Consider the following 12,693-nt stretch of genomic DNA (forward strand, 5'->3'; position numbering starts at 1 on the left):
GTTTTATCGGCGTTTGTTAGGAATTTGGCGATTATTTTACTGAAACTATGTCGTAATTTCTATTGTTTCGCGTTTTGTTGCTTACAAACACTTATGAGCAGAACGATAAAATTCTTGCCGTCGCGCTCCTTGCGAGCGCGTGGATTGAAACATTGTTTTGTCTCCTTTTTGCCACTTGCTTCGATGTCGCGCTCCTTGCGAGCGCGTGGATTGAAACTTAACTCTTTATACTTACGCATAGGCGCTCGCTCGTCGCGCTCCTTGCGAGCGCGTGGATTGAAACCCTTGCTGGGTCAATATTGAAACGTGGGAAATGTGTCGCGCTCTTTGCGAGCGCGTGGATTGAAATAGCGATACTTTCGCCCCTCTCCTCGCGGCGCTGATGTAGGAGGCGGTTTCGTCGTTTTTTTGAAGTTGTTTCCGTATAGTCTCCGTCAATGTTTGGCGAACGACCAAGATTTTGTATCGCCAAGCATAATTTACGGCAAAGAGGGTTTCGCGAGCGACAATCCTGTTTCCGAAGTTTCAACGGATAAGCCGAGCAAGACGTTTATCGTCAATCAAGCTAAGAAAGCTATAAACTTTCAGTTTAAGGTCATAATCGCCTTCGTAGCCGACGCGGTATCGGGCGTAATTTTTGCCGCGATTGGCCTGGCTCTGGCGGGTATCTACAACGTCGTATTCTGCGTTATTGCCATAATCGCCGTAAAAAAACGGAAGGAATATCGCTCATCTTTCTTTGCGTTTGCCGTTAAAATAACGCTTCCGCCACCCAAACGGCATACCGCGCGGCGTTCCTATCTAAAAAATCCAATACATAGTCTTGTCCGCCGTCGGATATAATAGCGTCAAAAAAATGGACGATTAAAATGGTGGAAAGATACGCCGCGGACGAGATGAAACGGCTTTGGAGCGCGGAGGCGAAATACGCCGCGTGGCTGGAAGCGGAAAAGGCGGGCGTTCGCGCTTGGAATAAACTAGGGCTGATTAGCGACGGCGATTGCGAAAAGATATGCGCCAACGCGAAGTTTAACGTAGCGCGTATCGACGAGATCGAAAAGACGACCAAACACGACGTGATCGCCTTTTTGACAAGCATTTCGGAGAGTCTGGGCGAGGAAAGTCGTTTTGTGCATTACGCGATGACCAGCTCCGATACGATCGACACGGCTAACGCATTGCTTATGCGCGATTCGCTTAAAATCGTTATCAAGGACGCGGAGGCTTTGGCGAAGGCGATCAAAACGCGCGCGATCGAACATAAATCGACGCTAACGATCGGGCGAAGCCACGGCGTTCACGGCGAACCGATCGCATTCGGATTGACGCTCGCGATCTGGTATGAGGAGTTGCGCCGCCATATTGAAAATCTAAGGCAAACGCTGAAAGTGGTCGCCGTCGGCAAGTTCAGCGGCGCGATGGGGAGCTTCGCGCACGCGCCAATCGAGTTTGAAGAGCTTGCGTGCGGATTTTTGGACCTCGAATGCGCGCGCGTTTCTAACCAGATCATTCAGCGCGATCGCTACGCGCGTCTTGCCTGCGCGCTCGCTTTGCTCGCAAGCTCGATCGAAAAATTCGCTCTTCAAGTTCGCCATTGGCAGCGCACGGAGGTGTATGAAGCAGAAGAGTATTTCAGCGAAGGGCAGAAAGGCAGCAGCGCCATGCCACACAAGCGTAATCCCGTGTTAAGCGAAAACGTCTGCGGTTTAGCGCGCATCGTCCGCTCGTTCGCGATCCCCGCTATGGAGAGCGTGGCGTTGTGGCACGAGCGGGATATTTCGCACAGCTCCGCCGAGCGCTTTTGGCTTGCCGATAGCTTTATCACGATCGACTTTATGTTGCGGCGTTTCACGGGCGTTATCTCGAAATTGCTGATCTATCCGCAAAATATGATGAAAAACCTAGAACTTACGGGCGGGCTGGCGTTTAGTCAGCGCGTATTGCTTGAATTGCCCAAAGCGGGGCTTTCGCGCGAGGCGGCTTACGCGATCGCGCAACGAAACGCGATGAAAGTTTGGAAAGCGTTGCAAGAAGGAAAAGCGGCTAAGAACGAGCGCGGCGAATCGCTGTATCTACAATATCTGCTGCAAGAGGGCGAACTTGTTTCGGCGATCGGCGAGGCGAAAATACGCGAATGTTTTGATTACGGCTACTATTTGCGCAATATCGACGCTATTTTTAAGCGGGTCTTTGAATAGCCAAAAGACTATGTCGAACTTCGCGCTTTGATTACCGCGGTTATTGTCGCGATTAGAGCGCGTCTTGAAACCGCGCGATTCTCGCGTCGCCTCCCTCTAAAGTCGCGCCATAAAACTCTCGCTGTCGAGCTTGCCGCTTCCGTCCCCTACAGGCGCGCGGGGCGAGACGGCGTAAATGAAACGCGCTTCCTTTGGGGAATAACCCAAGCGTGCAAACCAACGCGATAAATTGGATTAGCGCCGCTTAGAAACGATAAAAACGCTTAAGAAGGGCTAGTTTAATGGATTTAACTTGTAGCGCCTAGTGTATGGCAAAACAAGCGCTACAATTAAGAACCGACGTCAAGCGCCGTCGGTATGCCATATTGTTCTTCGGTATGAGGATTGAAACATTTTTTCTGTAAAACAAGAACGCTTCTCGTTTTTGTTGCAGGGCGGCTAATAGGGGCGGAGATTACGCTCTTAAGCCGCCGGTTCAATAGTTTTTGCCATCAATATAGAAGAAAAGTAGTTTTGCAAATTTAGCTTTATGCCTGTATAATTCATTTTATCTGTAATAAAGTTTAGGAGAGCCATGTGGATTACATAGCCCATGTTAAGCGGTTGGAAAATGACGAATGGGACGAGCCGCAGTTGTTGAGCGAACACCTACAAAAGACGGCGGAGCTAGCCGCAAAGTTCGCCGAAGATTTTGATTCTTCCGAATGGGCTTACGCGCTTGGTATGATGCACGACGCAGGAAAGGGCGCGCCCGAATGGCAAAACTACCTTAGGTCTAAAAGCGGCTATGACGAGGAGGCTTCTTCTGAAGCCATTCTTGGCAAGGTTAAACACTCCGGAGCGGGCGCAAAGCTTGCCGAAGAGCTTTTCGGCGTGTTGCCAGGTAGGTTTTTATCTTACGCTATTGCGGGTCATCATACGGGTTTGCCCGATTTTGGCGGCTCGCAAAGCTCGTTGGCGTTTCAGCTACAACATACAGATACAGAAAAAATAGCGAGCGAATTTAAGAACGCGGCGCCTTCTATGCGTTCCGTAAAACCGCCGTGGCGTTTTGCTTTGAAAGGACTCGATCTCTCCCTGTGGATTCGTATGCTGTTTTCTTGTCTGATCGACGCGGATCGCTTAAATACGGAAGAGTATATGAATCCGGATAAAAGCGCGATACGCAACAAATACCTTCCAATAACCGAATTGATAAGCAAGTTTGATATTTATATGGACGCAAAAACGAAAAAAGAGAGCGTATGCTCGAGCGATCGCGTCTATCAGGCAAGACAACAAGTTTTATCGGATTGTTTAGCGGCGGCGGATATGCAACCAGGTTTCTTTTCGCTAACCGTCCCAACGGGCGGCGGCAAAACGCTTTCTAGTATGGCGTTCGCGTTGCGCCACGCGAATAAATTCGGTAAAAAGCGAATCATTTACGTTATTCCCTATACGAGCATTATCGAGCAAAACGCCAAAGTATTCCGCGATATTTTCGGTCCAGACGAGATCGTAGAACACCACGCAAATCTTGATGACGAAGATTCGTCCGTTAAATCTAGACTCGCGACCGAGAATTGGGACGCGCCAATAATCGTCACGACCAACGTTCAGTTTTTTGAATCTCTCTTTGCGTCCAAAACAAGCCGTTGTCGAAAACTGCATAATATTGCCAATAGCGTAGTGATTCTCGACGAGGCGCAGTTAGTTCCGTCAGAGTTTTTGGAACCGATTCTAGCGACAATGCAACTACTAGTAGAGCGCTATAAGGTTACTTTTGTGATCTGCACCGCCACTCAACCGGCGTTTGAGCGCCGCGACGATTTTCCCGAATTTCCCGGTTTGCAGAAAGGTTCGATCAGAGAGATAATACAAGACGCGCCAAGTCTATACAAAAATTTAGAGCGGGTTAAGGTAGAGATTAGAGACGATTCCACAAACGACTGGAATGATCTCGCCGCCGAATTAGCGCTTTACGATCAGGTTTTATGTATAGTTTCCGATCGTAAAAGTTGCCGCGAATTACACGCGGCTATGCCTGCGGGAACTTATCATCTATCCGCGCTTATGTGCGCCGAACACCGAAGCCGTATAATCGCCGAGATTAAAGAAAAGTTAGCTAAACGAGAGACAATAAGAGTTATAAGCACTCAACTTATCGAGGCGGGCGTCGATATAGACTTTACTACGGTGTATCGCGCCAAAGCGGGTCTTGATTCCATAGCGCAAGCCGCGGGACGGTGTAATCGAGAAGGAAAACTTAACGAAGAGGGCAAGTTGGGAAAGGTGGTGATTTTTAACGGCGTTCGAAAAGCTCCCGCAGGCATACTTAGAAAAGCGAGCGAGAGCGCCGAATCAGTTATGACAGGCAAAACCGATCCGATCGATCAGAGCCTTTTTGCCGCTTATTTTGCCAATCTGTATTGGAAAATAAACTCGTTAGACAAAAATGACATTATGAAACTACTAAAACCAGACGATAAATGCGAGATACAGTTTAGAAGCGCCGCCGAAGCGTTTAAGATAATCGACGACGCGAAACATAAAACAATACTGGTTCGTTACGGAGAAGGAGGCGAACTGATCGACTCGTTAAAGAGGGCAAAGGTATCGGATAAAGGTTTTGAGATAAAGACGCTACGCAAATTGCAACGATACGCTATTACGATCTACAATAATCAATTCGCCGCGTTAGAAGTTCAAGGCTCTTTGGAAGAGGTTATTCCGGGCGTTTTCGCTCTAAATAACGACGTCAAATACGATAAGAACGTAGGCTTGCTTATCGACGAAGCGTCCAACGATCCGTCTGATTATATGGTAGGGAGTTAGAATGAACAATTGGCGCATCGAGGTATGGGGCGATTACGCTTGTTTTACCAGACCGGAGATGAAGGTTGAACGGGTAAGTTACGACGTTATGACTCCTTCCGCCGCCAGAGCGATCTTTGACGCGATTTTGTGGAAGCCGGCGATTAGTTGGCAAATTACGAAAATTGAGGTGTTAAATCCTATACAATGGGTAAGCGCGCGTCGTAACGAGGTGGGGAAAATCGCAACCGCTCCGACGGGCATTTTTATTGAAGATCATCGACAGCAGAGAGCGGGACTTTTTCTTAAAGACGTTCGATACCGCATTCACGGGCGATTTGACTTTATTCCGCCGGAAAAACGCAAACAAACGCAAACAAAAACAGAGGCGGATAACGCCGACGAAAGCGAGGCAAAATACGCCGCGATGTTTGAACGGCGGGCAAGAAAAGGGCAATGTTTTCACCGACCGTATTTAGGATGCAGAGAGTTTGCCTGCTATTTTCGTTTGGTTGAAGGAGACGTCGCGCCGATAACGGAAACGATAAATCCCGATCGCGATTTAGGTTGGATGCTATACGATATGAATTATGCCAACCCGTCCAACCCAACGCCGGAATTTTTTCACGCGCGTCTTAAAAATAACGCGATTAATACGGATAGGCAAACGCTGGAGATAAAATCATGATATTGCAGGCGCTGAAAGAGTATTACGACAGAAAAGCCGCCGATCCCGACGGCAAAGTCGCCCCCGAAGGTTGGGAGTGGAAGGAGATTCCTTTTATCGTTGTGCTTAACGATAACGGTTCTCTTGTGCAGATTGAAGATACGAAAGAGGGCGACGGGGCAAAAAAGCGCGGCAAAGTTTTTTTGGTTCCGCAAGGCGTTAAAAAAACTTCTGGACCCAAAGCAAATTTGCTTTGGGATACGGCTAATTACGCGCTAGGCATTCCCAAAGCGGAACAATCCGAAGACGAAGCCCGTAAGCAAAAAAATGATTTTTTTATTAAAAAAATAATAGAAAGAATTCCCGATTCGGCAAAAAAATCGGCTTTGCTTAAGTTTTTGTCGGAATGCGGACTTGACGCTTTGAAACAAACGCCGCAATATGCGGATATAGCGAAGAGTAACCCAAACGTTAGTTTTCGTTTTAACGGCGAGCTTCAACTATACTGCCGAAGCGACGAGGTAATAAGGGCGTTATCGACGCAAGCCGATACGACGGACGCTAACGGATTATGCCTCGTAACGGGCAAACAAGACCAAATCAGCGCGCTACATACCGCTATTAAGGGCGTATGGGGCGCTCAAACTTCCGGATCGAACATTGTTTCGTTTAATCTTGACGCTTTCTGTTCGTATGGCAAAAAGCAAGGGTTTAACGCTCCAATCGGCAAGAAAGCTATGTTTGCCTACACGACGGGGCTTAATATGCTTTTGGATCGCGATTCCAAGCAGCGAATGCAGATCGCGGACGCCTCAACGGTGTTCTGGTCGGATAGAAAAACTCGTTTTGAAGAAAACTTGTCATACTATTTTGCCGAGCCGCCAAAGGATGATCCAGACGCTGGAACGCGCCGTATCGCGGAACTGTTTAGCTCCGTAAATAACGGAGCGTATGTGGAAGATACGGGCGACGAGCGATTTTTCATGCTTGGTCTCTCTCCAAACGCCGCTCGTATTTCAGTGCGTTTTTGGAGACAAGGGACTGTGGCTCAGTTCGCGACAAATATCAAAAAACATTTTGAGGATTTAGAGATTGTAAAACCGGAAAGCGAACCTAAATACTACTCTTTATGGCGGCTTCTAGTAAATATAGCAATTCAGGATAAAAGCCAAAATATACCCCCTAATATCGCGGGGGATTTTATGTGTTCTATCCTAGACGGCAAACCATATCCAGCGTCGCTATTGCAAGCCGCGTTGCGTCGCGTAAAAAGCGACGCGGATTACCGCGTCAAGCCGGTTCGCGCCGCTTTGATTAAAGCGTGCTTAAATAGGGCAAATCACAACACAAAGGAGGTTTTAAAGGTGGCTCTCGATCCAAACCAGCAGTCAATCGGCTATCAATTAGGTCGCCTCTTTGCGACGCTAGATAAAATACAAGAGGAGGCGATGCGAGACATTAACTCAACTATCCGAGATCGCTATTATGGCGCCGCTTGCGGTTCGCCATCGTTGGTGTTCCCAACCCTAATGAGGTTAAAAAACCATCATCTATCAAAGATGGACAACAAGGGAAGAGCGGTTAATTTAGAGCGTCTCATAGGCGAGATAGCGGGGCATTTTTTCGCTTTTCCGTCTAGGCTAACCTTAGACGAGCAGGGAAGATTCGCTATTGGATATTACCACCAACGGCAAGATTTCTTTAAGCCAAAAAACGAAGAAAACAACAAAAGGAGCGATTCATGAATTTGCAAAAACGTTACGATTTTGTCTATCTTTTCGACGTAAAAGACGGCAACCCAAACGGCGATCCCGACGCTGGCAATTTGCCTCGCATAGATGCGGAGACAGGTAACGGTTTAGTTACCGACGTATGCTTAAAACGCAAAGTGCGCAACTATGTCGAGCTTACTAGAACAGAACCGCAAAAGGGCTTTGATATATATGTTAAAGAAAAAGCGATCTTAAACGATCAAAACGAACGGGCGTATAAAGCTCTAGGCGTTGATTTAAGCGCCGATAGCGGCAAGCGAAAGGGCGGCGATAAAACCGAAGAGGCGAAAAAATGGATGTGTCAGAATTTTTACGACGTAAGAACTTTTGGCGCGGTAATGTCAACGGGAATAAATTGCGGACAGGTTCGAGGACCGGCGCAATTAACTTTCGCGCGTTCCGTAGAACCCGTCGTCGCATCCGAACACAGCATTACTCGTATGGCGGTGGCGACTAAAGAAGAGGCGGAAAAACAGAGCGGCGATAATCGAACTATGGGACGCAAACACACAATACCGTATGGTTTATATCGCGCGCATGGTTTTATATCCGCGCCGTTGGCAAATCAAACCGGCTTTTCGCAAGAGGACTTAGAGCTTTTTTGGGAGGCTTTACAGTATATGTTTGATCATGACCGATCGGCGGCTCGCGGACTTATGTGCGCTCGCCGCTTAATTATTTTTGAGCATAGCTCTATTATGGGCGATAAATCCGCTCACGATCTATTTAATAGAGTAACGATCACGCGCAAAAATAGCGACGATAGACCCGCGCGCGATTTTACCGATTACGCGGTATATTTGGATAAATCGGAGTTAAACGAGTTTAAGAGCGTCGTTCAAGCCTAATGCGCGAAAGCGAAGCCGATCCAATTTTGATCTCCGCTTTGCAACACGCAATGTTTTGCGAACGTCAATACGCCCTCATCCACCTAGAACAGATATGGGAGGAGAACCGCTTTACGGCGGAGGGCAGAGTATTGCACGAGCGAGTTCATACCGAACATAAAGAATCGCGTCGGTTGTTCAGACAGGAATACGATATGTCGGCGCGTTCGCCAAAATTAGGATTGGTAGGCAAATGCGATCTTGTCGAAATATGGCTGGATCCCAAAACCAAACAACCAGTCCGCGTCAATCCCGTAGAGTTCAAGCGCGGACGCAAGAAAGCAAACGACGTCGATCGCGTTCAGCTTTGCGCTCAAGCGCTTTGCCTTGAAGAGACGTTCAATCTGCCAATCGACGCGGGCGAGTTCTACTATCTTCAAGAACGCCGACGAGTAGGCGCGAATATAGACGATAGCCTTCGCGCGAGAACAATCGCTCTGATCGATAAAATCAGGGCGATTAACATTTCGCGAAAAACCCCGATCGCCATATACGACAAGAAAAAATGCGATCGCTGTTCGTTAATTGATTTTTGCATGCCTAAATACGCGGCAAAATCGGTCAATCGTTATATGCGCTATCAGACGGCAAAAACCCTAGAATCTTAACGTGCGCAAACTATTAAACACGCTCTATGTAAGCTCTCAAGGAGCTTATCTTCGCAAGGAGGGCGAAACCGTAGTCGTAGAGGTCGGCGGGGAAAAGAAACTGCAACTGCCTATTCATACGATAAGCTCGATCGTCTGTTTTGGAAACGTTATGTGTTCGCCGTTTCTTATGGGTTTTTGCGCGGAACGAAGCGTCGCTATATCTTTTTTGAGCGAACGAGGCGCTTTCCTAGCCTCCGCGCGCGGCGCGGTAAGCGGCAACGTTTTGCTTCGCCGCGAACACTATCGCAAAGCGGACGATGCGGACTCGTCGCTAAGCATAGCGATAAACATAGTAAAAGCTAAACTCTCTAATTCGCTCGCCGTTATCCACAGGGCTATTCGCGATCACGGCGCTAAAATTAACGTAAATCTATTGAAAGACGCGGCAAACAAGATTAAACGGCTTATCAAGACCCTCTCGGACGCGAAAGATTTAGACGAAGTAAGAGGATACGAAGGCGAAGGCTCCTATGAATACTTCGCCGTATTCGATCAACTGATATTGGAACAGAAAGAGGATTTCGTTTTTAACGGGCGCAATCGCCGTCCGCCGCTAGATAACGTAAACGCGACGCTGTCTTTCGCATATGTGATTTTATCCCACGATCTGCGATCGGCACTTGAAAGCGTCGGTCTTGATCCGCAGGTTGGTTTTCTCCATCGCGATCGATCGGGCAGACATTCGCTTGCCTTAGATATGATGGAGGAGTTTAGATCGGTAATAGCCGATCGCTTGGTTCTCTCTTTGATTAACAGACGACAGATCGCTAAAAAAGAATTCGCTAAAAGCGCGAGCGGCGCGGTTACCATAAGCGATAGCGGTCGTAAAACGATTCTGACCGAATATCAAAACCGCAAACAAGAGGAGATATTTCACCCGTATATAGATGAAAAGGTAAAGATCGGACAACTCTTTTTCATTCAGGCGAATCTGCTTGCGCGTCATATCAGAGGCGATATAGACGGCTATCCGCCGTTTTTCTGGAGATAGATATGACGGTGTTGATCACATACGACGTCGCCATATCGACGGAGGGCGGCGCAAAACGGCTTCGCAGAATCTCCAAAGCCTGCGCTAATTACGGGCAAAGAGTTCAGTTTTCCGTATTCGAGTGCGCGCTTGAACCCGCTCAGTGGGTCAAACTAAAGAGCGCGCTGGAAAAAATTATCGATCATAAAAGCGATAGCCTGCGTTACTACTATCTCGGAGCTAACTGCAAAAACCGAATCGAGCATATAGGCGCTAAACCATCGATTGATATTGACGCGCCGCTTATTATCTAAATATACTAAGAGTCGTTTAATCTTTTTGCGATCGCGTTGTTTAAGGTTTGTTGAGGAAGGAGACAAGTTATGTATGTTTGCGGCTTTATTGATCTTGACTTGCATTTGGTTCAAGACGCGTTTGAAGAGGCGCGACGAATCTGCTTTATTTTACCGTTCAAAAAACGAGTTTCAACACGATCTTCCAAACCGCGATCGGCGCTAACTTTTTGCGCGCTATAAAACCCTAAGCGAGGGCGTATTCCGAAGCAAGGAAGTTGATCGCGAAAAACCGCTAAAGGTTTTAAATTTTCCTCCAACGCCGGTCGGCAACTCCTCAAAACGGATAAGAAACGGGAGCTTGGTCGGTTAACTTTAAGCGTCCGCGCCAAACGTTTATTTGATTTTTAGCCAGAGCTTTATATTATCGCCGATTGTATCGCCGCGCAAAAGCTCTAGGTCGCGATCAAAAGCTATCGATAGATTGCCGCCGCTTAGCGCCAAACTCTCATAGCACAGCAGCCAGTCGATTCGATCGGCTAGATAGTTCAGCAATCCGCCGCCGCCCTCGACCAAAACCAGCCCGCGATCAAGGTTTATTTCGCGCGCGATTGACACGCTCCGATCGGGGACGCTAAAAATCGGGACGGTTTTGTCAAAATCGTCGCGCCGCGAAACAATTAGAACGTTTGGCGCTTTCGCGTTGGCGCGTCTAGCGTCAAGAACGGGGCGGTCGGCGCGGACGGTAGCGCCGCCGATCGCGAGCAAATCGCATACGCCTCGTATCGCGTGCGTCTCTCTAAGGGCGGGATCGGAGCTGATTTTTCCGTCGTTGATCGAGCCGTTTAGCCGTTGCGCCCACTTGAATAGGATAAAGGCGCGGCGAAGCCAAATTTTAAACGGTTCCAGGAGCGCCTCGCACTCTTTTTCGCGCGCGCCGCGAACGACGGTTACGCCGCGCTCAAGCAGATACGCGCCGCCGCCCGCCATTTTTGGATTGGGATCGTCGCAACCGATCACCGCCTTTTTTACGCCCAGATCGGCAATTAGCGGCGCGCACGCGGGGGTTTTGCCCGATCGAGCGCACGGCTCAAGCGTAACGAAAAGCGTCGTGTCGCTAAAAAGCCCGTCGTGATTTTTACGCAAAAAATCGCAGATTGCCTCGCTTGTTTTTAGCGCGCGCAACTTAGCGATTTTTGATTCGTCCCGGCACAGTTCGCAAAAGCCGTCGAAAAAGGCGTTTACCTCCGCGTGCGGTTCGCCCGCCTTTTTGTGCGCGGCGACGGCGATCAGCCGATCAAAGCGATCCAAAAGCGCCGCGCCTACGGGCGGATTAGGATAGGTTAATATTTGATATTTCCACGCTTCGTTTAACGCGAGGCGCATATAAAACTCGTCTAGCACGATAAACCTTTCAACGATGTTTGGCGATTACGCCGCCGCGCCTTTGAACGCGATTTTGCCCAAAACTCCCGCCGTCAAAAGCGCGCGAAGCAAGCCTTTGCAATAGAAAACGCGCCTAGCGGCGACGTGGCGTTCCGACGTTATACTAGCGCCGTTTGACTTTGCGCGCTCAACTTGATTTTCTACGCGATCGCATTTTGCCGCTTTTGCCCGAAATCGCGTAAAACGCGAGTTAAGGGCGAAACGGGTAAAAAACGATATGAGTTTATCTGTCGACTACCTACTCCTAACGCTCGCCATAATTGGCGCGCTTAATCTGATCGCCGCGATCGCGCTGATAACGCGCAAAAATATCGCGGTCGATCCAACGATCTTAGCGCAGTTAAACAGGCTTGAAAGCGCGCAAACGCTGGAGGCGAGAGCCGCTAGAGCGGAACAGACCGAAAACCTAGATCGCTTCGCCGAGCGTATCGCCAAAACAATCAACGCGCTAGGCGAGTTTCAGAAGGAGCGCTTCGATTCGTTTGCCGCCGCGCAAGATAATTTGCGTAAAATCAGCGAGGAAAACCTGAAAGATATTCGCGCCGCCATAGAAAAACAGCTAACCAATCTGCGCGAGGAAAACGCCAAAAAACTAGACGAAATGCGAAAGATCGTCGATGAGAAGTTGCAAGAGTCGATCGGAAAGCGCTTTAGCGAGTCTTTCAATCTGATCAGCGAACGGCTTGAGAAGGTGCATTTGGGGCTTGGCGAAATGCAGAAGCTGGCGCAGGACGTAGGCGGGCTGAAAAACGCGCTGACAAACGTAAAAACGCGCGGAACGTTTGGCGAGGCGCAATTAAGCGCGATCTTAGATCAGATATTCTCGAAAGAGCAGTATTACGAGCAGTATGCGATCAAAAGCGGCGAACGGGTCGATTTCGCGATCAAACTGCCCGCTAAGAGCGAAAACGATATGAACGTCTTACTGCCGATCGATTCAAAGTTTCCGATCGAGGATTATCAGCGGCTAACGGACGCCTTTGAGCAAAACGTGGACAAAGAGACGATCGACGGTTT

At 48.6% G+C, this 12,693-nt stretch carries 11 protein-coding genes and 1 CRISPR repeat array; of the genes, 10 read left to right on the top strand and 1 reads right to left on the bottom strand.

Annotation, left to right across the window (positions count from 1 at the left end):
* Positions 1-119 precede the first annotated feature (119 nt).
* Positions 120-349: a CRISPR direct-repeat array (repeat unit 32 nt; unit sequence GTCGCGCTCCTTGCGAGCGCGTGGATTGAAAC).
* A gap of 92 nt (positions 350-441) precedes the next feature.
* From LBF86_03505 to cas2, 9 genes are all read left to right on the top strand, one after another.
* Positions 442-843, top strand: a complete 402-nt coding sequence (locus tag LBF86_03505; GenBank protein ID MDR0664569.1) for a DUF4870 domain-containing protein — start codon at positions 442-444, stop codon at positions 841-843.
* A gap of 26 nt (positions 844-869) precedes the next feature.
* Positions 870-2,198 carry an adenylosuccinate lyase gene (gene purB, locus LBF86_03510; protein ID MDR0664570.1) on the top strand — a complete coding sequence of 443 codons (1,329 nt, stop codon included), beginning with the start codon at positions 870-872 and terminating at the stop codon, positions 2,196-2,198.
* A 576-nt stretch (positions 2,199-2,774) separates the two neighbouring features.
* Entirely contained in the window at positions 2,775-5,012 is a 2,238-nt protein-coding gene (gene cas3, locus LBF86_03515) for a CRISPR-associated helicase Cas3' (GenBank protein MDR0664571.1), read from the top strand.
* Position 5,013: 1 nt separating this feature from the next.
* Positions 5,014-5,679 (top strand): type I-C CRISPR-associated protein Cas5c, encoded by a 666-nt coding sequence (gene cas5c, locus LBF86_03520; protein ID MDR0664572.1) that lies wholly within the window; start codon positions 5,014-5,016, stop codon positions 5,677-5,679.
* Positions 5,676-7,403 (top strand): type I-C CRISPR-associated protein Cas8c/Csd1, encoded by a 1,728-nt coding sequence (cas8c, locus tag LBF86_03525; GenBank protein ID MDR0664573.1) that lies wholly within the window; start codon positions 5,676-5,678, stop codon positions 7,401-7,403. Before cas5c ends, cas8c begins: the two co-directional genes overlap by 4 nt.
* Complete coding sequence (gene cas7c, locus LBF86_03530) at positions 7,400-8,278, top strand: type I-C CRISPR-associated protein Cas7/Csd2 (protein MDR0664574.1); 879 nt, start codon at positions 7,400-7,402, stop codon at positions 8,276-8,278. Before cas8c ends, cas7c begins: the two co-directional genes overlap by 4 nt.
* Positions 8,278-8,925: a CRISPR-associated protein Cas4 gene (gene cas4 / locus LBF86_03535; GenBank protein ID MDR0664575.1), complete on the top strand. Its 648-nt coding sequence runs from the start codon at positions 8,278-8,280 to the stop codon at positions 8,923-8,925. Before cas7c ends, cas4 begins: the two co-directional genes overlap by 1 nt.
* Before the next feature lies 1 nt (position 8,926).
* Positions 8,927-9,958, top strand: a complete 1,032-nt coding sequence (gene cas1c, locus LBF86_03540) for a type I-C CRISPR-associated endonuclease Cas1c (protein MDR0664576.1) — start codon at positions 8,927-8,929, stop codon at positions 9,956-9,958.
* 2 nt (positions 9,959-9,960) lie between these two features.
* Positions 9,961-10,251: a CRISPR-associated endonuclease Cas2 gene (cas2, locus tag LBF86_03545; GenBank protein ID MDR0664577.1), complete on the top strand. Its 291-nt coding sequence runs from the start codon at positions 9,961-9,963 to the stop codon at positions 10,249-10,251.
* Positions 10,252-10,626: 375 nt separating this feature from the next.
* Here cas2 and ribD read toward each other — a convergent pair whose 3' ends face one another.
* Positions 10,627-11,634 (bottom strand): bifunctional diaminohydroxyphosphoribosylaminopyrimidine deaminase/5-amino-6-(5-phosphoribosylamino)uracil reductase RibD, encoded by a 1,008-nt coding sequence (gene ribD, locus LBF86_03550; protein MDR0664578.1) that lies wholly within the window; start codon positions 11,632-11,634, stop codon positions 10,627-10,629.
* 259 nt (positions 11,635-11,893) lie between these two features.
* Between ribD and rmuC the strand changes: the two genes are divergently transcribed.
* A partial coding sequence (gene rmuC, locus LBF86_03555; GenBank protein MDR0664579.1) for a DNA recombination protein RmuC occupies positions 11,894-12,693 on the top strand: 800 nt, incomplete at its 3' end.

It is taken from the genome of Helicobacteraceae bacterium, from assembly GCA_031258155.1.
GTDB lineage: Bacteria > Campylobacterota > Campylobacteria > Campylobacterales > SZUA-545 > JAIRNH01.